Here is a 24401-nt window from a genome sequence, read left to right on the forward strand (position 1 = left end):
AGACACGCACTCCCTGACAGAAACGACAGACAAGGACGTCACACCATGACCGACTACATCATCGCCCTCGACCAGGGCACGACCTCGAGCCGCGCGATCATCTTCGACAAGAAGGGCTCGATCATCTCCGTCGGGCAGAAGGAGCACGAGCAGATCATGCCGCGCGCCGGCTGGGTGGAGCACGACCCCATCGAGATCCGCGACAACATGCGCGAGGTCATCGGCATCGCGCTCGGCCGCGCCAACCTGACGCGCCACGACATCGCCGCGATCGGCATCACCAACCAGCGTGAGACCGCCGTCGTGTGGGACAAGAACACCGGCATCCCCGTCTACAACGCCATCGTCTGGCAGGACACCCGCACGCAGTCGATCGTCGACCGGCTCGCGGGTGACGCGGGGGTCGAACGGTACAAGGACATCGTCGGGCTGCCGCTCGCGACCTACTTCTCGGGCACGAAGATCGTCTGGATCCTCGAGAACGTCGAGGGCGCGCGCGAGAAGGCCGAGGCCGGCGACCTCGTCTTCGGCACCACCGACACCTGGGTGCTCTGGAACCTCACCGGCGGACCGTCGGGCGGCATCCACGCCACCGACGTCACGAACGCCTCGCGCACCCTCTTCATGGACCTGCAGACGCTCGAGTGGCGCGACGACATCCTCGCCGACTTCGGCGTGCCGCGGTCGATGATGCCCGAGATCCGCTCGTCGAGCGAGGTGTACGGCGAAGCCCGCGAGACCTCGCTGCTGCGCGAGACGCCCGTCGCCGGCATCCTCGGCGACCAGCAGGCCGCGACGTTCGGCCAGGCGGCGTTCGACGCGGGCGAGAGCAAGAACACCTACGGCACCGGCAACTTCCTGATCTTCCAGACCGGCACCGACATCGTGAAGTCCGAGAACGGGCTGCTCACCACCGTGGGCTACAAACTCGGCGACGGGCCCACCCACTACGCTCTCGAAGGCTCGATCGCCGTCACCGGGTCGCTCATCCAGTGGCTGCGCGACCAGCTCGGCATCATCAGCACCGCTCCCGAGGTCGAGCAGCTCGCCCTGTCAGTCGACGACAACGGCGGCGTCTACTTCGTACCCGCCTTCTCGGGGCTCTACGCGCCGTATTGGCGACCCGACGCGCGCGGCGCGATCGTCGGCCTCACGCGGTACGCGAACCGGGGGCACCTCTCGCGCGCCGCGCTCGAGGCGACCGCGTTCCAGACCCGCGAGGTGCTGGACGCCGTCAACGCCGACTCCGGTGTCGATCTCACCGAGCTCAAGGTCGACGGCGGCATGATCGCCAACGACACGCTGATGCAGTTCCAGGCCGACATCCTCGGCGTGCCCGTGGTGCGTCCGGTCGTGGCCGAGACGACGGCCCTCGGCGCCGCCTACGCCGCGGGGCTCGCGGTCGGCTTCTGGAACGACCTCGACGAGCTGCGGGCCAACTGGCAGGAGGACAAGCGCTGGACGCCGAACGACGACGTCGAGGAGCGCGAACGCCAGCTGCGCCTGTGGAAGAAGGCCGTCGCGAAGTCGATGGACTGGGTCGACGCCGACGTCCGCTGAGTCGCGATGCGGGCCCGAGCCGGCCTGCGACGTCCGTCACAGGTCGAGGGCGAAGCACACCGAGCGCGGCATGGTCTCGGCATACGGCTCATACACCGGGATGCGGGTGAAGCCCATCGACGAGTACAGCGCGATCGACTCCGGCTGCTGGAGCCCGGTCTGCAGGATGACGCGACTCGCGCCGCCGGTGCGGGCGGCATCCGTGGCGGCCGAGACGAGGCCCCGTGCGATGCCGAGACCGCGGAACGGGGGAGCGACGATGAGACGCTTGATCTCCCATTCGTCGCCGAGACGGCGCACGATCACGTGGCCCGCGGGAGTGTCGCCCGCCAGCGCGACGAGCGTCGCCACGATCTCGTCGGGGTGGGTCGCGAGCGCGCGGGCACGGGCGCGGCGGCGCGCGTCGGGCTCATCCCCGTGGAAGCCGGCGTAGCGCGCGCCGAGGTCGTCGTCGAGCTGTCGGCGCAGGTCGCGTGCGCGCGGGTCGTCGTACGCCGTTTCGACGATGTGCCAGGTCAGGTCGCGTTCCACAGCGATCGATAGTAGGCGAGCCGCACCGGGTCGGGCTCGACGCCGTACGCGTCGATGAGGGCGTCGTCCCATCCCGGACCGTAGTTCCACTCCGTGCTCATCGACGCCACCGCGATGTCGGCCCAGCGGTCGGCGACCCCGAGCGCGCCGAGATCGACGTGCGCGAGCCACCCGCCGTCGTCTGCGAGGAGGGTGTTCGGGCAGCACGCGTCGCCGTGACAGACGACGAGCATCTCGGGGGTCGGCGCGTCCCGCAGCTCGACGGGCACCGTGACGCCGCGTCCGGCGGCGTTCGCGAGGCGGCTCGCGACACCCCAATCGAAGGGGCAGGCGTCGACCGGCAGCGCATCGTGGAGCGCGCGGAGGCCTACGCCGACCGCGCGCACCGCGATGGCAGGCTCGGCGAGCCACCGGGGATCGACGGCGGACAGCCCGGGAAGGGTGCGCGTGACGAGCCACTCGACGTCGCCGTCCTCGCCCGCCTCGAGCACTTCGGGCACCGGCGTGTACGCCGCCGCCCAGCGCAGGCGGTCGGCCTCGGCGCGGGTCGACGTCTCGGCGTTGCGGGGTCCGACCTTCACGACCCGGCCGTCGTCGGTGCCGAACGTCACGCCGCCGACCGCGTTGCGCCACAGCGGCGCGACCGCCGCACCGGCGGCGAGCAGGCCCAGGCGCTTCGAGATGTCTGCGCGCACGGGCGAGTCGAAGTCGGGCGGCGGAAGGGGCACGCGACCATCCTGCCCATCGGCACCCGCCGCCGTTCCGTGGCGCGCCCACGAGCCGTGCCACGGCGGACCTCGCCCGCCGTGCCGTCTACAGGTTCGGCTGCGGTTTCCGCTGGTGGAGGGCGGTGGCGCCGCGGCTCAGCCTGTGGACGGCACGTCCGGCCACCGGAACCGGCCGCGGCCGACGTGGGACAGGCCCGGGCCGGGCCGGGCGGATGGCGCTCGGCGGGAGGGGGTGTGCGGCGGGCTGGTCGTGCCGTCCGCAGGGCTGGAACCGCCCCGGCGGGTGGCCGGGATGCGCTCGGCGCCGTTCAGCCTGTGGACGGCACGGGTGCCCGGCCCGGGCAGGGGTGCCGGCGCCGGCGAGGACGCCGGCCCGGGCAGGGGTGCCGGCCCGGGCGCGGTGCGGGCTCCGGCGCGGGGCGCGGGCGTTCTAGGGTGGAGGGGCGAGTTCGAAGGAGAACACATGCAGATCGCGGGAGTCTCGGCCCTCGTCACGGGCGGTGCGAGCGGATTGGGTGCGGCCACGGCGCGGCGCCTCGCGGCCGACGGCGCGCGGGTCACGATCCTCGACCTGCCGGGATCGGCGGGTCGGGAGGTCGCTGCGGAGATCGGCGGCGCGTTCGCCCCGGGCGACGTGACCGACCCGGACGGAGTCGCGGAAGCCGTCCGCTCGGCAGCTGCGACGGCGCCGCTGCGCATCGTCGTCGCCTGCGCGGGCATCGCGCCGCCGGCCAAGGTGCTCGACCGTGCGGGGGAGCCGACCGCCCTCGCGGACTTCGAGCGCACCGTGCGTGTCAACCTCGTCGGCACGTACAACGTCGTCGCGCACGCGGCCTCGGTCATCGCACGCACCGACCCGGACGAGAGCGGTGCGCGCGGCGTGATCGTCACGACCGCGTCGGTCGCGGCGTTCGACGGACAGATCGGTCAGCCCGCTTACGCGGCCTCGAAGGGCGCGGTGCACGCGATGACCCTGCCGATAGCGCGCGAGCTCGCGCGCTCCGGCATCCGGGTCTGCACGATCGCCCCCGGCATCATGCGCACGCCGATGATGGCGGGGCTGCCGGATGCGGCGCAGCGCTCCCTCGGTGAGCAGGTGCCGTTCCCGCGGCGGTTGGGTGCCCCGGAGGAGTTCGCCGCGCTCGCCGCCCACATCGTCGACAACGACTACCTCAACGGCGAGACCATCCGTCTCGACGGGGCCATCCGGATGGCCCCGCGATGAACGACAGCCCCGAGATGAACGACAGAGGAGAGACCATCGACACCGTGCTGCTGCGCCGCGAGGGCGCGCTCGCCCGCATCACCCTGAATCGGCCGGCGTCGCTCAACGCGGTCGACGCCGAGATGGCCCGGCGCTGGCGCGAGGTGGCCGCCGAGGTCGCCCGCGACGCGGCGGCGGGCGCGGTCGGCGCGGTGATCCTGGACGCCGCCGGGCGCGCGTTCTGCGCGGGCGGCGACGTCGTCTCGATGTCGAGCTCGGGCATGGGCGGCGCTGCCGTCACCGAGACGGCGGGCCTCATCCATGACGGCATCCTGTCGCTCACCCAGGCACCCGTGCCGATCGTCGCCGCGGTGCAGGGCGCCGTCGCCGGTGGCGGGCTCGGGATCATGCTCGTCGCCGATTACATCGTGGCGTCGCCGTCGGCGGTGTTCGTCAGCAAGTACGCGAACATCGGCCTCACCCCCGACCTCGGCGTCTCGACCCTGCTCCCGGCCGCGGTCGGCCAGCGACGGGCGATGCAGTTGCTGCTCCACGACACTGCGCTCGATGCTGCGACAGCGCGCGAGTGGGGGCTGATCGCCGAGGTCGTCGACGACCCCGCGGCCCGCGCCGGCGAGGTCGCGGGCGCGTGGTTGCAGGGCGCGACGGCTGCCTTCGGGCAGGCGAAGCGTCTCGTGCGTCAGGGCGCGACCCGGTCGTTCGTCGAGAACCTCGCCGATGAGGCGCGCACGATCGGTGCGCGGTTCGACACCGAGGAGGCCCGTGTCCGTATCGACGCGTTCGCCGCGGCATCCGCGCGTCGCCCCCGAACCGAGGAGAAGCCATGACCGATGCGAAGCCCCTGGCGGGCAGGACGTTGCTGATGTCGGGCGGGAGCCGTGGCATCGGCCTGGCGATCGCCCTGCGGGCGGCCCGCGACGGCGCGAACATCGCGCTGCTCGCGAAGACCGCTCAGCCGCACCCCAAGCTCGAGGGCACCGTGCACACCGCCGCCGCGGAGATCGTCGCGGCGGGCGGCCGGGCGCTGCCGATCGTCGGTGACGTTCGCGACGAGGACTCGATCACCGAGGCGGTCCTGAAAACGCAGGGCGAGTTCGGCGGCATCGACATCGTGGTGAACAACGCCTCGGCGATCGATCTGTCGGGCACGCTCGAGCTGTCGGCCAAGCGCTTCGACCTGATGCAGGCCGTGAACGTGCGCGGCACCTTCCTGCTCTCGCGGGCCGCACTGCCGATGCTGCGCGAGTCGGCGAACCCGCACGTCCTGTCGCTGTCGCCGCCGCTCAACCTCTCACCGAAGTGGCTGGGCGCGCACACGGGGTACACGCTCGCGAAGTACGGGATGACGATGGCGACCCTCGGGATCGCCGCCGAGTTCGCCGCGGACGGCGTCGCCGCGAACACGCTGTGGCCGCGCACCACGATCGCGACGGCGGCGGTGCAGTACTCCCTCGGCGGCGACCGGATGATGGCGGCGAGCCGCACCCCGGAGATCTACGCGGATGCCGCTTACGAAGTGCTGGTGCAGCCGGCGCGCGCGTACACCGGGCAGACGCTCATCGTCGAGGATGTTCTCGAGGCTGCGGGGGTGACCGATTTCTCGGGGTACGCCGCCGTACCCGGCACACCGGACGACGCGCTCTTCCCCGACGTCTTCCTCGACTGAGGCGGAACCGGCCGGACCCGCCACGGGCCCGGCCGGACCGGGTCAGGCGTTCAGATCGACCCGTATCCCGATGCCGCGCTGGTGCGCCGCGTCGAGCAGGACGGCGGCGACGGCGACGTCCTGTGCGCCGATGCCGACCGAGTCGAACAGGGTGATCTCGTCGGCGCTCCTCCGGCCGCGCACCCGGCCGGTGAGCACCTCGCCGAGCGTCCCCACGACATCCGTCAGCTCGACGGCACCCTCGGCCACGGCGAGCAGCAGGTCGCCCGACTTCGTCTCGGCCGTCGCGCGATCGTCCACCCAGACGGCGGAGCACGCGAGCGCCGCGCCGTCGACCTCGCGCTCGTCGGGACGCGGGCGCGCCCCGACGACGTTGAGATGCTGTCCGGCGTGCAGCCAGGCGCCCGCGAGGATCGGGTCGACCGAAGGCGTCAGCGTGCAGACGACGTCGGACGCGTCAACGACCTCGCGCGGCGAGGACGCGGCGACGACCTCGCCGTCCCAGTCGCCCGAGCGCTCGAGGTCGGCCGCGAAGCGCGCGACGGTGTCGGCCGATCGCGACCAGACGGTGAGCCGCTCGAACGGGCGCACGGTGCGCAGGGCCCGGACGTGCTCGCGCGCCAGCGCGCCCGCCCCGAGCAGGCCGAGCGACCGGCTGTCGTCGCGCGCGAGAGCGCGGGTGGCGACCGCGCTGGCGGCCGCGGTGCGCACGCGCGTGGGGACGCGGCCGTGGAGCAGCGCCACCGGCGCCCCGTCGGCCCGGTCGACGACGAGGATCATGGATCGCTGCGTCGGCAGGTCGCGCGCCGCGTTGTCGGGGACGTCGGCGAGGAGCTTGACTCCTGCCAGCCCCGCCGCGTCGGAGACCGCCGCCATGAGGATGAACCGGCCGGTGTCGCCCGGCGTGGCCATCGAGGTGGGACCGGGCTGGTGCGCTCCGCCGTCCGCGATCTCCGCGAAGGCGCGCGAGACGGCTTCGAGGGCGGCCTCGCGGTCGACGAGCGATTCCAGATCGGAGGCCCCGAGCAGCAGCGTCACGCGGCCACCTCTCCGGTGAGCGCGAGTCCGTCCGCGACGACGACGCCCCGGTAGAGCACGGTGCGGTCGGGCGAGCGGTCCATGACCGCCGCGGTGACCGTGTCCCCCGGCACGAGCAGCAGGTCGGCTGGGTCTCCCGCGGCGAGCCCGGGACGGTCCGCCGCGCCGGTCAGGCCCGGCGCCCGACCCATGACCGATCGACCGCCGACCGTCGCGATCGCGACGCAGTGCTCGATGTCGCCGTCGCGGCGGAAGCCGTTGGTGAAGGCGAGCTGCCAGGTGCGGTCGAGCATGTCGGTGTTGCCGTACGGCGACCAGTAGTCGCGCTGGCCGTCCTGGCCGAGTCCGAGCCGGATGCCGTGCTCGGCGAGCAGGAGCGTCGGGAGCGGCGTCGGCGGGGCGATCGTCGCCATCGAGATGTCGAGTTCGCGCATCTCGTCGAGGAGCGGCCGCAGCTGCGCCTCGGGGAGGCGGCCGAGGCCGTACCCGTGCGAGATGGTGACCCGACCCTGCATCCCGGTGGCGCGCGTGCGCTCGATGATCAGTTCGGTCGAGAACTTCGCCAGCTGATCGGGCTCGTGCAGGTGGATGTCGATCGGTGCGCCGTACTTCTCGGCGATGCCGAAGACGATGTCGAGGTGACGGACGGGGTCGCGGTCGAGCGCGCAGGGGTCGATCCCGCCGACGACGTCCGCGCCCCGCGCCATCGCCGCCTCCAGCACTTCGGCCGATCCCGCCTCGCGCAGCAGACCCGCCTGCGGGAACGCGATGATCTCGACGTCGCAGCGTCCGGCGTTCGCCTCGCGGGCGGCGACGACCGCCTCGAGACGCTCGAGGCCGGCGTCGACGTCGACCTGCGCGTACGTGCGGACGGCGGTGGTGCCGCGTGCGATCGCGCGCTCGAGGGTCGTGGCGACCCGTTCCCCGATCGACGCCTCGGCCTCTCGCCAGTTGTGACGGTCGTTGAGCATCATGTTCCAGACCCCGGGCGAACCCGTGTGCGGGCGGAACGGCAGGCCGACGCGTGTGGAGTCGAGGTGCACGTGGACGTCGGCGAACGAGGGGATCAGGATGCGGTCGCGTCCGTCGACGACCTCCGCCGCGGCGGTGTCGGCCGTGCCGGGGGCGGCGGTGCCGGTGATGACACCGCCGTCCACGATCAGGTCGGTGGTCGCGCCGCCCCAGGGGCGGACGCGCGTGAGGATGGTGCGGGTCATTCGAAGCTCGTCTCGGTGAAGTCGTAGAGGCCGTCGGCGCGGGGGGTCCACTGCAGCGACGATCCGGCGGCGAAGTTGTTGGCGGGCACGTACAGCGGCACGAAGTAGACCTGCTCGTTGCTGTAGCCGAGCAGCTCGGCGAAGACATCCTCGCGCTCCGCGCCCTCGACGCCGCGCTGACGCTCGGCGAGCTGCGTCGTCGTGGGGTCGAGTGCGTAGTTGTTGTTGCCCGCCGGCTCGTAGAAGTCGGTGAGGGGCAGGTCGCCGTCGAGCGTCGACGGAGCCCACGTGTTCAGGTAGATGCCCTGCATCTCCTTGCCGCGGACCTTCAGGGTGTGGCTCTGCTGGTCGGCGCCGCGCATGTCGACGGCGATGCCCACCGCCTCGAGGTACCCCTGGATGCTCTGGGCGACCTCGCTCGAGAGCGGGATGCGGCCGTCGGTCGCGTAGTCGAAGGGGATGGGAGTCCCGTCGTATCCGGCCTCGGCGAGCAGCGCGCGCGCCGTCTCGGGGTCGTAGCCGATCGCCTCGACGTAGTCCGAGTAGCCCTCGACGGCGGGGGCGAGCATCGCCTTCGCCGGTTCGGCGAGTCCGGCCAGCAGCGAGTCGACGATCGCCTCCGTGTCGATCGCGTGACCGATGGCCTCGCGCACGCGGACATCCTGCAGAGGGCCCGCCGTCGAGTTCGCGCCGAGGAAGACGACGCCGTTCGACAGCGCTGAGAACACCTGCGCGTTGCCGGCCGACTCGATGCTCGACACCTGGGTCGGACCGATCTGCGCCACGTCGAGGTCGCCCGAGAGGACGCCGCTCGCCCGCGACTCCGCCGACGAGACCGGCTGCAGCGAGATGGTCTCGATGGCGGGCGCCTCGCCCCAGTAGTCGTCGTTGCGGACGAGGTCGTACGAGACTCCCGCGGTGATGCGGTCGAAGACGTAGGGGCCCGAGCCGATCGGCTCGCGGGCGTAGGCGTCGGCGCCCATCTCCTGATAGGTGTCGGCCGGGACGATGGAGATGAGCGACGTGTTGCGGGGGAACGCCGAGAACGGCTGCTTCAGGACGAAACGCACCGTCAGGTCGTCGACCTTCTCGACGCGGTCGACCGACGAGAGGTAGGCGTAGTTCTCGCCCGTCGGGTCGCCGAGGATCGTCTCGTACGAGAACACGACGTCATCGGCCGTGATCTCCTCCCCGTTGCTCGCGGTGACGTCGGGCTGAAGGGTGAACTCCCACTCGGTCAGGTCGGCGTTGGCCGACCAGTCGGTCGCGAGCTTGGGGACCATCTCGCCGTCGGCGGTGATCTTCACGAGCTGGTCGTGCGTGTGGAAGAACACCGACAGCACGACGAGCGCACCCGAGCGGATGGGATCCATCGACGTCGGGTCGGTCGGCAGCGCGGCGGTGATCGACGTCTGCGCCGAGCCCGAGGCGGAGCCGCCGGTCGGCTCGTCGAAGCCGCCGGCGCAGCCGGCGAGCACGAGCGCGCCCAAAGCGAGGAAGGATCCGCCGGCGAGAGCGCGGCGGGAGGTGGGTCGGGTCATGAGAGTGCCTTTCGAGGGGTGAGGTGCGGGATCGCGTCGAGAAGGGTGCGGGTGTAGGGATGCTGCGGGTGAGTGAAGACGTCTTCGGTGGGGCCGTGCTCGACGATGCGGCCGCCCTGCATCACGACCACGCGGTCGGCGATGCCCCGGACCACCCCGAGGTCGTGCGAGACGAACAGGTATGCCAGCGCGTGCTCGCGCTGCAGGTCGCGCAGGAGGTCGAGCACCTGCGCCTGGATCGAGACGTCGAGAGCCGACACCGGCTCGTCGAGGAGCACGAGCGCCGGGTCGAGCGCGAGGGCGCGGGCTATGCCGACGCGCTGCCGTTGCCCGCCGGAGAGGCGTCCGGGCAGCCGATCGTCGAAGGACGGGTCGAGGCCGACGCCCGCGAGCAGCTCGCGGACGCGGTCGGGGCGGTAGGCGCGCCGGACGCGCAACGGCTCCGCGACGGATCCGGCGACGCTGACCCGCGGGTCGAGGGCGGACGAGGGATCCTGGAAGACGATCTGGGCGCGTGCGCGCTCGGCGGCGGAGCGTCCGGCGATGGCGGCGGCCGCGGGGGCTCCCGCGATCGAGACGCTGCCCCCCGAGGCGGGCGTGAGTCCGAGGATCGCGCGCAGGAGCGACGACTTGCCGCATCCCGACTCGCCGACCACGGCGAGGGTCTCGCCGGCCCGGACGTGCAGCGACACCCCGTCGACGGCGCGCACGGCCCGACCGCGCCGGCCCGGGTACTCGACGACGAGATCGGCGACCTCCAGTGCGACCTCGTTCGCGTGCGCCTCGGTGGCGCCGTCACCGATCGCCGCCGCCGCGCGCGCGGGCGGCTCGTGCGCCGAGGGGACGGCGGCGAGCAGCATCCGCGTGTACTCCTCGCGCGGAGCGGCCAGCACGTCGGCGGTCGCGCCCCGTTCGACGATGCTGCCGGCACGCATGACGGCGATGTCGTCGGTGTGCTCGCCCACCAGGCCGAGGTCGTGGGTGATGAGCGCGAGAGCGGAACCGGTGCGCTCGCGGACCTCGTCGAGCAGCGCCATGACCTGCGCCTGCACGGTGACGTCGAGGGCCGTCGTCGGCTCGTCGGCGATCAGCAGCAGGGGATCGTGGGCGATCGCCATCGCGATCATCGCGCGCTGCCGCATCCCGCCCGACCACTGGTGGGGCCGGGCGGCCGCGCGCTCGGCCGCATCGCGGACACCGACCGACTCGAGCAGCTCGACCGCGCGCCGACGGGCGGCGGCCCGCCCGAGGCCCGGGGCGTGAATGCGGACGGCGCTCGCGACCTGCGCGCCGACCGCCCGGAGCGGATTGAGCGACGACATCGGGTCCTGGAAGATCATCGCGGCGACGCGGCCCCGGCTCGACCGCAGCTCGCGGTCGCCGAGCGCCGTGACGTCGCGCCCGTCGAGGATGATGCGGCCGCTCGTCACCCGCACGCCCTCGGGCAGCAGCCCCATGGTCGCGAGCATCGTGAGGCTCTTTCCCGACCCGGACTCGCCGACGATGCCGAGCGCGCGGCCCCGTGCCACGTCGAGCGAGACGCCGGTCACGAGCGGGCGCGGACCGTGGGGGGACACGGCCTCGAGCGACAGGTCCTCGACGGTCAGGACGGATGCGGTCATCGCCGGCCTCCCTTGCGCAGCAGGGCGCCGCGCGCCTCTGCGGTGAACTGCTGACTGACGAACTGGGCCCCCGCGACCGCGAGGAACATGACGAGGCCGGGCAGGATGACGAGCCACGGATCGGTCGAGAGGTACTTCTGCCCGTCGAAGATCATCGCGCCCCAGCTCGGCGTGGGCGGCTGCACGCCCAGGCCGAGGTATTCGAGAGATGCCTCGATGAGGACGATGGTGGCGATGTCGGTCGCCGCGATGATGAGCGTGTGCGGCCACACATTGGGCACGACGTGACGGGTGATGGTCCAGAACGTGTCGGCGCCCTGCGTCAGCGGCGCCACGACGAAGTCCTGCCGGCGCAGGGCCGCGGTGATGTTCCGCGTCACGCGGGCGTATCCGACCCACCAGGTGCAGCCGACGACGAGGATCGTCAGGCCGGCGCTCGGTGAGACGACGGCGCAGATGGCGATGAGCAGCAGCACCACGGGCATGGCCAGCACCGTGTTCGACAGCACGGAGAGGCCGGCCTCGACCTTGCCGCCGAAGTAGCCGGACACGATCCCGACGGTCGTGCCGACGAGGGCGTTGAGGGCGACGATCGCGAGCGTGATGCCGAGGGTCACCGACGATGCCAGGGCCACCCGGCTGAACAGGTCGCGGCCGAGCGGGTCGGTGCCGAGCGGATGTGCCGGGTCGGTGAACGGCGGCAGCAGGGCGCGGGAGAGGTCCTGTCCCATCGGGTCGAAGCCGGGCAGGATCGGGCGCAGCGCCGAGAGGGCGACGACGAGCCCGATCATGATGAAACCGACGACGGCGGACGGGCGCAGCCGCAGGCGCGGCGCGCGGAGAGCGGCCGCGGGCGAGGCCGCGACGGGTGCGGGGGTGACGGGCGTGAGGGTCATGAGTGAGCCGTCCGTGTGTCGATGCGGGAGACGAGGATGTCGACCAGGGTGTTCACGAGCACGAACATGAGGGCGACGAAGAGCAGGCCGGCCTGGACGATCGGGAAGTCGCGCTGGCTGACGGCGTCGGTCAGGAGGCTGCCGAGGCCGGGCCAGGCGAACACGACCTCGACGACGACCGTGCCGCCGAGGAGCCCACCGAGGTTCAAGCCGGCCATCCCGAGGACGGGGGACAGGGCGTTCGGCAGCATCTGCGTGAGCAGGATGGCGGCTCGGCTGTGCCCCTGAGCGAATGCGGTGCGGACGTAGTCCTGCTCCGCCTGTTCGCTCAGCGCCGCGTCGAGCAGTCGCAGGTACATCACGAACTGGCCGGTCGCGAGGGTGATGACGGGCAGCACCAGGCTGGCGGGGCTCGTCCGGCCGAGTGAGGGCAGCACCCCGAGCAGCACCGAGAACACCAGCACCAGGAGCAGCGCGAAGAAGAAGTCGGGCACAGACTGCCGGACCGCGCCACCCCACCCCACGACCGCGCGCAGCAGGCGGCTGCCGGTCAGCTGGATGGCCAGAGCCGCGATCAGTGCGAGGGCGAAGCCTGCCACGAACGCCCAGAAGGCCAGTTCGACGGTCGCCGGGACGCGCTCGAGGACGAGCCCAAGCGCCGACTCGTGGCGGCGATACGAATCGCCGAAGTCGCCGACGAAGAGGCCGCCGAGGTAGTCGAGGTACTGCACGATGACGGGCCGGTCGAACCCGAGGCCCGCGTTGAGGGCGTCGACGTCGGCGGCCGAGGCGTTGTCGGGCAGGAGCAGCGCCCCGGGCGCCCCGGTGAGGCGGCCGAGGATGAAGCCTACGGTCACCACCAGGAAGATCGTGGCGACGGCGAGGCCGAGGCGGCGGAGGAGGAAGGGGAGCACGTGCAGGACGCTATGGCACGCCGGCTCGCGGAGCGGGCGGCGTAACGAACACGCAACACAACCCTTACGCCGGTGTCATTTTGGAGTACCAGACGAGCCATAAATGCAGTCTAAAGATCTCAAGAGAGCGCATCCGGAATACCAAATGGCGATTCTCGTGCGCGGTCTCAGACCTGTCAGGATGGTCGGGTGGACGACGAGACGGATGCAGCCGGCCGGCGCATCGCGCACGCGCTCCGGGAGCGGATCATCACGGGCGACATCGCGATGGGCGACAAGCTCGGCGAGCGCGATGTCGCGCTGCAGCTCGGGGTGTCGCGTGTGCCCGTCCGCGAGGCGTTGCAGCTGCTCGAGTCCGAGGGCTTCGTATCGTCGTCCCACCGCCGGGCCGCGATCGTGCACACCTTCACGCTCGACGATGCGCTCGAGCTGTTCGACATGCGGATGCAGCTCGAGCCCTTCGCGGCGTCCCTCGCCGCACGCAATGCCGCCGCCGGCGCGGACACGACGCACCTGGTCGCCGCCCTCGAGGTCGCGCACGTCGCCCACGACGAGGATGCACCGGCGTCGACGCGCAACTCCGACCTGCACGAGGAGATCTTCGCGCTCGCCGGTCACCGGCTCCTGCTGCGGATGAGCGGACAGCTCACGGGTCGCACCCGCTGGCTGTTCCGCCTCACGCCGGAGCGCGACACGGAGCGCCGGTGGGACGAGCACGACGAGATCGTCGAGGCCATCCTCGGCGGGCACGCCGATCTCGCGTCCGCGCTCGCGGCCGCGCACGTCGAACGCGGACGGGTCGAATCGTTGCCGCGGCTCGCGGAGCGGCTGCCGGCCGCGCCGATTCGCCGTCGTCGCCGCAGCGCCCCGGCCCGCTGACCGCCCGGGGTCAGCCGAGGGGTTTGCGCAGGAAGATCTGGAAGGTGCCGTCGCCCTGCGGCACGCGCTCGGACTCGACGTAGCCCTCCCGCTCGTACAGGCGCAGATTCGCCTCGCTGAGCGAGCCGGTGAAGAGCTCGGCGGCGCGCGCACCCGCTTCCCGGCCGCGCTCCTCGACGGCGGCGAGCAGGCTCGTGCCGAGGCCGGACCCCTGCTGGTCGGGCGCGATCGCGATGCGCCCGATGAGCAGCAGGTCCTCGTCGAGGCGGGCACGCGCCGCCCCGACGATGCGACCGCCGTCGCAGGCGACGCAGCCGAGGTTGTCGCGCAGTTCGGCCCGCAGCTCGTCGAGCGTCTGGGTGAGCGGCGGCATGTCGGCGGCGTCGTAGATGAGCGCCTCCGACACGAAGGCGGCGCGCTGCAGCGTCAGCACCTCGCCCGCGTCGGCGGGGTCGATCGGGCGGATGTCGTGGTCGCGGGACATCAGGCGGCGGTCTCGGGCTCGATGATCCCGTGTCGGACGAAGGCGTTCCAGATGCCGTCGTCGAGCACGCCCGTGGTCACCTCTCCGGCGATGCGCTGCAGCGCGGGGTCGGCCTCGGCCATCGCGATGGCGGTGCCGCAGACCTCGAACATCTCGACGTCGTTCCAGCTGTCGCCGATCCCGACGGCGGTGGCGGCGTCGCGACCGAGGTGCGACAGCACGGCCCGGATCCCGGTGCCCTTGTTGGTGCCGCGCATGCCGACCTCGCCGTTCGACCCGGACGGCAGCGGCATGCTCCCGGGGATGACGTGGAAGTCGTCGCCGAGCTCGCGCTGGGTCTTCTCGACCGCGTCCGGGTCGGCGCTGACGAACACCGCCTTGGCGATGTGATCGAGGTCGGCCTCCTCGACGGGGGTGAACGAGGGCGCGGCGACGACGTCCTCGGCGAGCGCGACGCTCGACAGGTCGTCGGCGTGACGGCGCCGACGCTCGGCGATGAAGTCCGCGATGAACGAACGCACGCCCGCGCTGGCATACACCCCGCCGTGCGATTGGATGAAGTAGCGCGTGTCCTGCTCGTCGAAGTAGGCCATGACCCGTTCGACCGCGGCGCGGGGCATCGTCTCGGCGAGCACCGTCTCGTCGCCGACGACCGCGAGGGCTCCGCCGTTCGAGATGGCGCCATCGAAGCCGATGTCGAGAACGCGGGGGTTGATGTCGCCGGCGGCGCGGCCCGTGCACAGGTAGACGAGGTGCCCGCGGTCGCGCGCGGCGCGTACCGCGGCGATGGTCGAGGGAGCGATCGATTCGCCGTGCGCGAGGATGGTGCCGTCGACGTCGAGGAAGATGATGCGAGGTTCCGACGTCACCCCTCCAGCGTAACGGCGGGTGCTCACAGCAAGCCGTGTCGGGCGAAGGCGTTGCGGATGCCGTCGTCGTCGATCGCGGTCGTCACCTCGTCGGCGAGCGCCTGCACCTCGGGCGAGGCGTTGCCCATGGCGATCGCCGTGCCGCACACCTCGAACATCTCCGCGTCGTTCCAGTTGTCGCCGATGCCGATGGCGTCGGCGGGGTCGACGCCGAGGTGCGCGAGCACCTCGAGGATCGCCGTGCCCTTGTTGACCCCTGCGGGGGCGACTTCGCCCGAGCTGCCGTCGGGGAGCGGGATCGTGCCCGAGACGACCGCGAAGTCGGGCGCGAGCTCGGCGAGCAGATCGGCGACGGCGTCGGCATCGTTCCCGAGGATGACGGCCTTCGCGATCGCGGCATCCGAGAAGTGCACCGCATCGTCGAAGGTCTTCATCCCGACGCTGAAGAACTCGAGCTCGTCGGGGTCGACCCCCGACGCGCGCGCACGCTCATCGTGCAGCGCACGGTCGCGTTCCAGCCGGTCGGCCAGCAGCGTCGGGAGCCCGGGGCTCGCGAACAGCCGGTCGTACGACTGGAGGTACCAGTGGATGCCGCGGGCCTCGAACGCCGCGGTGAGGCGGGCGACGTCGGCGGCCGTCATGAGGCGCGACACGACGAGCTCGTCGCCGACGCCCGCGAAGGCGCCGCCGTTGGTCACTGCGCCGTCGAAGCCGATGTCGAGGATCCGTCCGCGCAGCTCGGCCATGCCGCGCCCGGTGCTCAGCAGCACGAGGTGGCCGTTCTCGCGCGCGCGGCGGACCGCGGCGACGGCGGAGTCGGGCAGATGGGTGCCGTCCTGCAGCAGGGTGCCGTCGACGTCGAGGAAGACGGCGCGTCGGCGGAAGGCGGTCGTGGTCATGCGTTCCTCTCGGACTCGGAAGAAGGAGGGCGCGGCCGCGGGCCAGAAGGAGGGCCCCGCGACCGCGCCCGGTCTGGTCGGCGTCTCAGCGGGTGAGCGAGGCGCCGTTCGTGCGAATGACCTCGGCGTACCAGCCGAAGGACTTCTTCTCGTAGCGCTCGAGCGTTCCCGTGCCGTCGTCGTTGCGGTCGACGTAGATGAAGCCGTAGCGCTTGCTCAGCTGGGCGGTCGACGCGCTGACGAGGTCGATGCAGCCCCACGAGGTGTAGCCGAGCACCTCGACACCGTCGGAGATCGCCTCGCCCACCTGCACGAGGTGGTCGTTGAGGTAGGCGATCCGGTAGTCGTCGACGACCGTCTTGACGCCGTCGACCTCGACGAGCTGGTCCTTCGCGCCCAGGCCGTTCTCGACGATGAACAGGGGCTTCTGCCAGCGGTCCCAGAACTGGTTGAGGACGAGGCGCAGCCCGACGGGGTCGATCTGCCAGCCCCATTCGCTCGCCTCGAGGGTCGGGTTCGGCACGCCGCCCATGATGTTCCCCTCGCCCGTGACCTTCTTCTCGGGGTCGGCGGTCGCGGCGACCGACATGTAGTAGCTGAACGACACGAAGTCGACCGTGTTGGTGAGGTCGTCGCGGTCCTCGTCGGTGATGTCGAGCTCGATGCCCTTCTCTGCGAGCGTGCGCAGGAAGTACCCGGGGTAGGCGCCGCGCGTGTGGACGTCGCCGTAGACGAGGTTCGAGTGGTCGAACGACATCACCTCGAGGGCGTCGGCGGGCGAGGGCGAGAGGGGGTACACGGGCATCGAGAGCACCATGCATCCGATCTGCGCGCTCGGGGCGACCTCGCGAGCGATGCGCGTGGCACGGGCGGATGCGACGAGCTCGTGGTGCATCGCCTGGTAGAGCTGCTGCTCGGTCAGCTGGTCCTTCGGGGTGTTGATCCCGCCCGACATGAAGGGGGCGTGCAGCAGCGAGTTGATCTCGTTGAAGGTCAGCCAGTACTTCACCCGTGCGCCGTAGCGCTCGAAGAGGGTGCGGGCGTAGTTCTCGTAGAAGCCGATGAGGCGACGATCGGTCCACCCGTCGTAGGTCTCGGCGAGGTGGAGCGGTGTCTCGTAGTGCGAGATGGTGACGAGCGGCTCGATGCCGTGCTTCTCGAGCTCGTCGAGCACGCGGTCGTAGAAGGCGAGCCCCTCCTCGTTGGGCGCCGTCTCGTCGCCCTTCGGGAAGATGCGGCTCCACGCGATCGAGAAGCGGAAGGTCTTGAAGCCCATCTTGGCGAAGAGCGCGATGTCGTCCGCGTAGCGGTGGTAGAAGTCGATGCCGACGAGCTTGAGGTTGTCGGGGGTCGGCTCGTCGGTGCGGGCGCCGACGATGCCGCGGGGCATGACGTCCTGCACCGAGAGCCCCTTGCCGCCTTCGTCGTAGGCGCCCTCGAGCTGGTTGGCGGCGGTCGCGCCGCCCCAGAGGAATCCGTCGGGGAAGGTCGTGGTGCTCATGGCTCTCTCTCGTTTCGTGTCGCTGGCCCCGCGGAGCGCGGGACGGGGTGGGGGAGGGGGCGCGGGCGGGTCCGCACCCCCTCCGTTCGTGGCGGGTCGGTCAGTTCGCGAGCGCGGACTCGACCGAGACAGCAGTGAACAGCGGCTCGCCGTGCGCGATCGGACCCGCGGCGCGGTCGGTCAGTCCGGGGTACAGCTCGCCGTTGGTGACGATGACGGGCGTGGTCAGGTCGTATCCGGCCTGCTCGATCGCGTCGCCGTCGAACTCGACGAGCAGGTCGCCCGCCTTGACCTCCTGGCCGGTGGTCACCTTGACGTCGAAGTGCGCGCCGGCCAGCTTGACCGTGTCGATGCCGATGTGGATCAGCACCTCGGCGCCGTCGGCGTGGCGGAGGCCGATCGCGTGACCGGTCGGGAACGCCGCGGCGACGACCGCGTCGAACGGGGCGTAGACCGCGCCGGAACGCGGCTTGATCGCGACACCGTCGCCGAGGCTGCCCTCCGCGAAGGCGGCATCGGGGGTCTCGCTGAGCGGCACGACGGTGCCGTCGACCGGGCTCAGCACGACGACGTCGTTGCCGGATGCCGCGGGGGCGGCTGCCGGTGCGGCACCCTCCTCGGGCTCTGTGAAGCCGATGATGGCGGTGAGCAGGAAGGGGATGACGATCGCCGCAGCGAGGCCGATGATCAGCATGACCATGTTGCCGTTGCCGAAGAGGGCCGGAAGCGCGAGGCCGGACGGCACGACGAACGCGGTCGAGAAGACGCCGCCCATCGCGATGATCGCGCCGCCGACGACGCCGCCTACGATGCCGAAGGCGAACGGGCGCTTGAGCGGCAGGTTGATGCCGTAGATGGCGGGCTCGGTGATGCCGGCGAGGAAGCCCGACAGCGTGGCGGGCGCGGCGAGCGACTTGAGGTTCTTGTTGCGGGCGCGCACCCAGACACCGGCGACGGCGGCGGCCTGCGCGAGGACGGCAGCGAAGACGGGGCCGATGAGCAGGATCTGACCGGTGGTCTGGTACTCGAGCGTGAACAGCGGCACGAGGCCCCAGTGCAGCCCGAAGATGACGAAGACCTGCCAGAAGCCGCCCATGATGGCGCCGCCGGCCCAGGGGGCGTTCTCGAAGACCCAGCCGATGCCGTTGCCGAGCGCGCCGCTGAGGATCGCGGAGATCGGTCCGATGACGACGAAGACGATCGGGACGGCGATCAGGACGACGATCATCGGGGTGACGAAGCGGCGGACCGCGCCGGGAAGCTTCGCGTAGAGGAACTTCTCGGCGTAGCTCTGCAGCCAGACGATCACGATGATCGGGATGACGCTCGAGACGTAGGTGACCATCGTGAAGGGGATGCCGAAGAACGTCAGGCCCTCAGCGCCGACGAGCGGCGTGATGGTCGGGTACAGCAGGGCGGCGGCGATGGCGAACGCGGTGAACTCGTTCGCCTTGAAGTAGCGCGCGGCGGTGAATGCGAGCGCCATCGGCAGGAAGTTGATGAGGCCGTCCGACAGGGCGTTCAGCACGGCATAGGTCGAGTTGTCGGTGGTGATCCATCCGAACGTGACGGCCGCGGCGAGGAACGCCTTCAGAAGCCCGGTGCCCGCGAGCGCCCACAGGAGGGGTGTGAAGATCGCCGAGATCATCGAGATGAAGCGGTTGAAGAGGTTGCCCTTCGGGCCCTCGGACGCGGTTGCGTCCGAGCCCGCGCCGAACTTCGAGATCTTGCCGATCTCGGCGAACACGTCGGGCACGTCGTTGCCGATGACGACCTGGTACTGCCCGCCGGCCTGCGCGACGGTGACGACACCGGGGATGGCCTTGACGGCGACGGTGTTCGCCTTCGCCTCGTCCTTCAGCACGAAGCGCAGGCGCGTGGCGCAGTGGACGAGAGAGGTGACGTTCTCCTCGCCGCCGACGCCCTCCAGGACGCCGGCCGCGGTCTTCGAGTAATCCATGGGGACTGCTCGCTTTCTGCCGCAGCATCGCGGCACTCGGGTGGAGGAGGCCCCCGCATCCTGTTTTCGGGCAACAAAAAAACCTGAACTCGTTCACCGCCGATCAAAGCGATGTGAGTTCAGGTTTTGCCCGCTGCCGCGGTAACAATCCGGAGACTTCCGCAGGGCAGCGACGCCCTGCGAGGGTCACGGTACCACGGGTGGCGGGTCTTCGCCAGCGATGTTTGCTCCCACCTGCGTCGCGAGGCGCTCGACGTGGACGATGACGTAGAGCAGCTCCTCGTCGGTCAGCTCCGACTCGGTCGCAGCACGCACGTACGCCTTGACCTCCTCCGCGATCGCGTACGAGCGCGGATAGCTGTGCTTGGCGAACTCGAAGAACGAGGTGTCCGCGCTGCGGAGCATGGTCTTCGAGACCAGGCGCTGCAGCAGGAACTGGATGTGCAGGATGAAGCGGGCGTAGTCCGGGCTGTCGGTGTCGAGCTTCACGCCGAGGCCGTTCTCGACCGTCATGACGACGTGCTGCAGGCGGCGGAAGAGCAGCGCCGCCGTGCCGTTCGGCTCGTCGCGGGTCGCGTTGAGCAGGTGCATCGTGAGGAACACCGACTCTTCCGACGGCAGTTCGCGATCGAGCGACTCGGAGATCGCGGCGGCCATGCGCTGTGCGGCGGAGAACTCGTGGGGATGCAGCACGCGCAGCTCGGGCATGTTCGTCGCCGGGATGCGGATGCCGTTGTCGAGCCGCTCGAGCACGAACTGGATGTGGTCGATCACGGCCATCGTGAAGAACCGGTCGAGGTGGTGCCCGAGGCGGCGTTCGGCCTCGTCGACGGCGCGCGTGACGGCTTCGACGACCGGATAGGGCACGTCGGTGAGCAGCTGGCGTTCGCGGTCGCCGGCATCCCCGGCATCGAGGATGAAGGTCTTCTCGACCTTGTCGGGGTCGAGCGTGTCGGACGGCTTGAGCTGGAAGCCGAGCCCGCGCCCCATCAGCACACGTTCACGGCCGTGCTCATCGAGGGTGATGACGACGTTGTTGTTCAGCACCTTGTGCACGACGGTGCCCCGCGGGGGCGGTGCGACGTCGTCGAGATCCATGCCAGGAGTCTAGAACGGGAGCGCTCCGCGCCCCGGGAGCGCGACGGCCAGCGGTGGCCGGTCTCGGCCAGCCTTCGCGCAGGCGGCGCCGGTAACCTGGATCCCATGACCGATACAGATCCCGCGCGCGAGACCGCGTCGTCCGTGCGCGAGACCTCGTCGCCCGTGCGCTCCACCAAGCCGCGTCAGGTGCGGCCGGCGACCGAGGGCTGGTCGCAGCAGAAGGACGAGTCCGGTCGCCCCCTCCTGCAATTCGCGAGCCCGAAACGCGGCAAGCCGCCGGTGCATCTGGCCGACCTCACCCCCGAGCAGCGCGTCGAGAAGGTGAAGGAACTGGGCATGCCCGGTTTCCGCGCCAAGCAGCTCGAGAAGCACTACTTCCGGCACTTCACCTCCGACGCCGCCGAGATGACCGACCTCCCCGCCGCGGGTCGCGACGAGCTCGTCGCCGGCCTCCTGCCGTCGCTGCTGACCGAGGTGCGACGGCTCGAGACCGACCGCGGCGACACGATCAAGTTCCTCTGGAAGCTCCACGACGGCGCCCTGGTCGAGTCGGTGCTCATGCGATACACCGGGCGCATCACGCTGTGCGTGTCGAGCCAGGCGGGCTGCGGCATGAACTGCCCCTTCTGCGCGACCGGGCAGGCGGGGCTCACCCGCAACATGTCGGCGGCCGAGATCGTCGAGCAGGTCGTCCGAGCCAACCGCCTGATCGCCGACGGCGGGCTCGGCGACCCCCGGAAGGTCGGACACGAGGGCGAGCGGGTCACGAACATCGTGTTCATGGGCATGGGCGAGCCGCTCGCGAACTACGCCCGCGTCATGCAGGCGGTGCGCGCGATGGTCGATAAGGACCACGGCATCGGCATGAGCGCGCGCGGAATCACGGTGTCGACGGTGGGCCTGGTCCCCGCGATCCGGAAGCTGACGGACGAGGACATCCCCGTCACCTTCGCGCTCTCGCTGCACGCTCCCGACGACCAGCTGCGCGACGAGCTCATCCCGGTCAACTCGCGGTGGAAGGTCGATGAGGCGCTCGATGCCGCGAAGGCGTACTTCGACCAGACCGGCCGGCGCGTGTCGATCGAGTACGCCCTGATCAAGGACATGAACGACCACGCGTGGCGCGCGGACCTGCTCGCGGAGAAGCTGAACGCCCGTGGCCGCGGCTGGGTGCACGTGAACCCGATCCCGTTGAACCCGACGCCCGGCTCGATCTGGACCTCGTCCGAGCCGGAGGTGCAGGACGAGTTCGTGCGCCGCCTCAACGAGGCCGGGATCCCCACGACCCTCCGCGACACCCGCGGCAAGGAGATCGACGGCGCGTGCGGTCAGCTCGTCGCCACCGAGGACGACCAGCGCGCGGCCGACACCGTCCCCGCGGGCTGAGGCACCGCCGCAGGTGCGCACCGTCGGTGTCGACCTGGCGGCCGCCGATGCCGCCACGGCCGTCGCGGTGATCGACTGGATCGACGGTTCGGCGGCGTCACTGACGTCGCTCCGGCTGGGCGCGTCGGATTCCGATGTGGTGGCCGCCGCGCACCGGGCGGACCGGATCGGCATCGACTGTGCGCTGGGGTGGCCCGACGCCTTCGTCGCGTTCGTCTCCGGGCACGCCGATCCGGTATCGGCACCCGCCGTCGACGGCGGCGCGGGCTGGCGCCGCGGTCTGGTGTACCGCGAGACGGACCGGGTGGTGCGCGAGGTGTCGGGCCGGTGGCCCTTGAGCGTCTCGACCGACCGCCTGGGAGTGACCGCGCTCCGGTGCGCCGGGCTGCTCTCGCGACTTCGGGAGGCCGGCAAGGATGTCGACCGTGCGGGCGACGGCGACATCGTCGAGGTCTACCCGGGCGCCAGCCTGCGACTGTGGGGCCTGCACGTCCGCGGCTACCGCGTCGACCCCGCCGCCCGGCGTCCGCTGCTCGACGGGCTGCGCGCGGCCGCGCCCTGGCTCGACCTGGGCGACGCCGCCGAGCTCATGGTGCGCTCGGGCGACGCGTTCGACGCCGTCGTGGCGGCCCTCGCGACCCGAGCCGCCGCCGTCGGAGCGGTCCTGGCGCCGTCGCCCACCCAGCGGGAGATCGCCCGACGCGAGGGGTGGGTGGCGCTGCCCACCGCGCCGATCGACCGGCTCATCGAGCATCCGAGGTCATAAGACGCAACCCCGACCCGCGCGGCCCCGCCGCGAGGTAGCGTTTTCCCATGGTTGAGTATCGCTACCTCGGCAACAGTGGATTCAAGGTCTCGGAGATCACGTACGGCAACTGGGTGACGCATGCGTCTCAGGTGGAGAACGACGCGGCTATCGCGACCGTCCACAAGGCGCTCGACCTCGGCATCACCTCGTTCGACACCGCCGACGCCTATGCCAACACGGCCGCGGAGGTCGTGCTCGGTGAGGCGCTGAAGGGGCAGCCCCGCGAGACGCTCGAGATCTTCACGAAGGTCTACTGGCCGACCGGCCGGAAGGGCCCGAACGACCAGGGTCTCTCGCGCAAGCACATCTTCGACAGCATCAACGGGTCGCTCCGTCGGCTCGGCGTGGACTACGTCGACCTCTATCAGGCGCACCGGTACGACTACGAGACGCCGATCGAGGAGACGATGCAGGCCTTCGCCGACATCGTCCGTCAGGGCAAGGCGCTCTACATCGGCGTCAGCGAATGGACGGCCGAACAGCTGCGCGAAGGCCACGCCCTGGCGACGAAGCTCGGCTTCCAGCTCGTGTCGAACCAGCCCCAGTACTCGGCGCTCTGGCGCGTCATCGAGGGCAAGGTCGTGCCGACGTCGCAGGAGCTCGGCATCTCGCAGATCGTCTGGTCGCCGCTCGCGCAGGGTGTGCTGACGGGCAAGTACCGGCCCGGCCAGCCCGTGCCCGAGGGCTCGCGTGCCACCGACGAGAAGAGCGGCGCGAACTTCATCAAGCGATTCCTGAACGACGAGGTGCTGACGGCCGTCCAGAAGCTCGCGCCCATCGCCGATGAGGCGGGGCTCACCGTTGCGCAGCTGTCGCTCGCGTGGGTGCTGCACAACGAGAACATCGCGGCTGCCCTCGTCGGTGCGTCGCGCCCCGAGCAGCTGGAGGACACCGTCAAGGCCTCGGGCGTGAAGCTCGACCAGTCGGCCTACGACGCGATCAACGACGCCCTCGCCGGCGTCGCGGTGACCGACCCCGCCGAGACCGAGACGGTCTCGCCGAAGAGCCGCCCGGCCTGATCCGCGCCGACCCCGCCTGATCGTGGTCACGACGAGCGCCGGCATCCTGCCCTACCGCATCGCTGCGGACGGCACGGTGTCGGCGCTCGTCGCTCACATGGGCGGGCCGTTCTGGACCCGGAAGGACGCCGGCGCGTGGTCGATCGTCAAGGGCGAGTACGACGCCGAGACCGAGAGTGCGTTGGACGCCGCGCGTCGCGAGTTCCGGGAGGAGCTGGGCCTCGATGCGCCGGAGGGGGAGTACACCGAGCTCGGCACCTTCGCGTACTCCTCGGGCAAGCGCGTCACCGTCTTCGTGGTCGACGGCGGCGGGTTCGACACATCGGGCACGCTCTTCGGAGAGTTCGAGATGGAGTGGCCGCCGCGGTCGGGGCGTACGGCGTCGTTCCCCGAGGTCGATCGAGTCGAGTGGGTCAGCCTCGATCGTGCTCGCGAGATGCTCGTGAAGGGCCAGCGTCCCGCTCTCGACCGGCTCGCCGACCTCGTGGGTGGGGAGAACTCCCCATCGCCGTGACGCCCGAGTGTTCTTATGCTGGTGCACGACGACCTGGGGAGGA

Annotated in this window: 23 protein-coding genes; 9 read left to right on the forward strand and 14 right to left on the reverse strand. The window is 71.1% G+C overall.

Going from position 1 to position 24401, the window contains the following annotated elements:
* Window positions 1–45 precede the first annotated feature (45 nt).
* Entirely contained in the window at window positions 46–1560 is a 1515-nt protein-coding gene (gene glpK, locus BLT21_RS11420) for a glycerol kinase GlpK (protein WP_091502056.1), read from the forward strand.
* A 36-nt stretch (window positions 1561–1596) separates the two neighbouring features.
* On the opposite strand, the gene BLT21_RS11425 is transcribed toward glpK, so the two are convergent.
* Both BLT21_RS11425 and BLT21_RS11430 read right to left on the reverse strand, forming a co-directional pair.
* On the reverse strand, window positions 1597–2091 hold the full coding sequence (locus tag BLT21_RS11425; RefSeq protein ID WP_256336043.1) for a GNAT family N-acetyltransferase: 495 nt from the start codon (window positions 2089–2091) through the stop codon (window positions 1597–1599).
* Window positions 2076–2819 carry an aminoglycoside 3'-phosphotransferase gene (locus BLT21_RS11430; RefSeq protein WP_091502060.1) on the reverse strand — a complete coding sequence of 248 codons (744 nt, stop codon included), beginning with the start codon at window positions 2817–2819 and terminating at the stop codon, window positions 2076–2078. The genes BLT21_RS11425 and BLT21_RS11430 overlap by 16 nt, the downstream gene beginning before the upstream one ends.
* Window positions 2820–3282: 463 nt before the next feature.
* Here BLT21_RS11430 and BLT21_RS11435 point away from each other — a divergent pair, with 463 nt between their 5' ends.
* From BLT21_RS11435 to BLT21_RS11445, 3 genes are read left to right on the forward strand one after another with little or no spacing between them, the layout of a single operon-like run.
* Complete coding sequence (locus BLT21_RS11435; protein ID WP_091502063.1) at window positions 3283–4044, forward strand: SDR family NAD(P)-dependent oxidoreductase; 762 nt, start codon at window positions 3283–3285, stop codon at window positions 4042–4044.
* Window positions 4041–4871 carry an enoyl-CoA hydratase/isomerase family protein gene (locus BLT21_RS11440; RefSeq protein WP_256336044.1) on the forward strand — a complete coding sequence of 277 codons (831 nt, stop codon included), beginning with the start codon at window positions 4041–4043 and terminating at the stop codon, window positions 4869–4871. The genes BLT21_RS11435 and BLT21_RS11440 overlap by 4 nt, the downstream gene beginning before the upstream one ends.
* A complete protein-coding gene (locus tag BLT21_RS11445) occupies window positions 4868–5710 on the forward strand; it encodes an SDR family oxidoreductase (protein ID WP_091502066.1) in 843 nt (280 codons plus the stop codon). Before BLT21_RS11440 ends, BLT21_RS11445 begins: the two co-directional genes overlap by 4 nt.
* A 42-nt stretch (window positions 5711–5752) precedes the next feature.
* Here the strand turns inward: BLT21_RS11445 and BLT21_RS11450 are convergent, their stop codons facing one another.
* From BLT21_RS11450 to BLT21_RS11475, 6 genes are read right to left on the reverse strand one after another with little or no spacing between them, the layout of a single operon-like run.
* Entirely contained in the window at window positions 5753–6748 is a 996-nt protein-coding gene (locus BLT21_RS11450) for an ornithine cyclodeaminase family protein (RefSeq protein WP_091502068.1), read from the reverse strand.
* A complete protein-coding gene (locus BLT21_RS11455; protein WP_091502070.1) occupies window positions 6745–7965 on the reverse strand; it encodes an amidohydrolase family protein in 1221 nt (406 codons plus the stop codon). Before BLT21_RS11455 ends, BLT21_RS11450 begins: the two co-directional genes overlap by 4 nt.
* On the reverse strand, window positions 7962–9506 hold the full coding sequence (locus BLT21_RS11460; RefSeq protein WP_091502072.1) for an ABC transporter substrate-binding protein: 1545 nt from the start codon (window positions 9504–9506) through the stop codon (window positions 7962–7964). Before BLT21_RS11460 ends, BLT21_RS11455 begins: the two co-directional genes overlap by 4 nt.
* Window positions 9503–11128 carry a dipeptide ABC transporter ATP-binding protein gene (locus BLT21_RS11465; protein ID WP_091502074.1) on the reverse strand — a complete coding sequence of 542 codons (1626 nt, stop codon included), beginning with the start codon at window positions 11126–11128 and terminating at the stop codon, window positions 9503–9505. Before BLT21_RS11465 ends, BLT21_RS11460 begins: the two co-directional genes overlap by 4 nt.
* The gene (locus BLT21_RS11470) at window positions 11125–12024 is read right to left on the reverse strand and encodes an ABC transporter permease (protein ID WP_091502076.1); all 900 of its coding nucleotides are present in this window, start codon (window positions 12022–12024) and stop codon (window positions 11125–11127) included. The genes BLT21_RS11465 and BLT21_RS11470 overlap by 4 nt, the downstream gene beginning before the upstream one ends.
* Window positions 12021–12938, reverse strand: coding sequence for an ABC transporter permease (locus BLT21_RS11475; protein WP_176786886.1), 918 nt, complete (start codon window positions 12936–12938; stop codon window positions 12021–12023). The genes BLT21_RS11470 and BLT21_RS11475 overlap by 4 nt, the downstream gene beginning before the upstream one ends.
* Before the next feature lie 189 nt (window positions 12939–13127).
* Here BLT21_RS11475 and BLT21_RS11480 point away from each other — a divergent pair, with 189 nt between their 5' ends.
* Entirely contained in the window at window positions 13128–13817 is a 690-nt protein-coding gene (locus BLT21_RS11480) for a GntR family transcriptional regulator (protein WP_256336045.1), read from the forward strand.
* A gap of 10 nt (window positions 13818–13827) precedes the next feature.
* Here the strand turns inward: BLT21_RS11480 and BLT21_RS11485 are convergent, their stop codons facing one another.
* The 6 genes from BLT21_RS11485 to BLT21_RS11510 form a co-directional block, all read right to left on the reverse strand.
* Window positions 13828–14301, reverse strand: coding sequence for a GNAT family N-acetyltransferase (locus BLT21_RS11485; protein WP_091502080.1), 474 nt, complete (start codon window positions 14299–14301; stop codon window positions 13828–13830).
* Entirely contained in the window at window positions 14301–15170 is an 870-nt protein-coding gene (locus BLT21_RS11490; RefSeq protein WP_091502082.1) for a Cof-type HAD-IIB family hydrolase, read from the reverse strand. The genes BLT21_RS11485 and BLT21_RS11490 overlap by 1 nt, the downstream gene beginning before the upstream one ends.
* 23 nt (window positions 15171–15193) lie before the next feature.
* Window positions 15194–16069 (reverse strand): HAD family hydrolase, encoded by an 876-nt coding sequence (locus BLT21_RS11495; RefSeq protein ID WP_091502084.1) that lies wholly within the window; start codon window positions 16067–16069, stop codon window positions 15194–15196.
* Between the two features lie 85 nt (window positions 16070–16154).
* Entirely contained in the window at window positions 16155–17570 is a 1416-nt protein-coding gene (locus tag BLT21_RS11500) for a glycoside hydrolase family 1 protein (protein WP_091502086.1), read from the reverse strand.
* 100 nt (window positions 17571–17670) lie between these two features.
* Window positions 17671–19530: a beta-glucoside-specific PTS transporter subunit IIABC gene (locus BLT21_RS11505; protein ID WP_091502088.1), complete on the reverse strand. Its 1860-nt coding sequence runs from the start codon at window positions 19528–19530 to the stop codon at window positions 17671–17673.
* 186 nt (window positions 19531–19716) lie between these two features.
* Window positions 19717–20628, reverse strand: coding sequence for a PRD domain-containing protein (locus tag BLT21_RS11510; RefSeq protein WP_091502091.1), 912 nt, complete (start codon window positions 20626–20628; stop codon window positions 19717–19719).
* Between the two features lie 105 nt (window positions 20629–20733).
* Here BLT21_RS11510 and rlmN point away from each other — a divergent pair, with 105 nt between their 5' ends.
* The 4 genes from rlmN to BLT21_RS11530 are packed head-to-tail and all read left to right on the forward strand — an operon-like array spanning window position 20734 to window position 24358.
* Entirely contained in the window at window positions 20734–22017 is a 1284-nt protein-coding gene (gene rlmN, locus BLT21_RS11515) for a dual-specificity RNA methyltransferase RlmN (RefSeq protein WP_091502093.1), read from the forward strand.
* A 13-nt stretch (window positions 22018–22030) separates the two neighbouring features.
* A complete protein-coding gene (locus tag BLT21_RS11520; protein WP_091502095.1) occupies window positions 22031–22783 on the forward strand; it encodes a DUF429 domain-containing protein in 753 nt (250 codons plus the stop codon).
* 47 nt (window positions 22784–22830) lie between these two features.
* Window positions 22831–23844, forward strand: coding sequence for an aldo/keto reductase family protein (locus BLT21_RS11525; RefSeq protein ID WP_091502097.1), 1014 nt, complete (start codon window positions 22831–22833; stop codon window positions 23842–23844).
* Window positions 23845–23866: 22 nt separating this feature from the next.
* Window positions 23867–24358: an NUDIX hydrolase gene (locus BLT21_RS11530; protein ID WP_091502099.1), complete on the forward strand. Its 492-nt coding sequence runs from the start codon at window positions 23867–23869 to the stop codon at window positions 24356–24358.
* Window positions 24359–24401 lie beyond the last annotated feature (43 nt).

It is taken from the genome of Microbacterium sp. cf332 (assembly GCF_900102175.1).
Classification (GTDB): Bacteria; Actinomycetota; Actinomycetes; order Actinomycetales; family Microbacteriaceae; genus Microbacterium.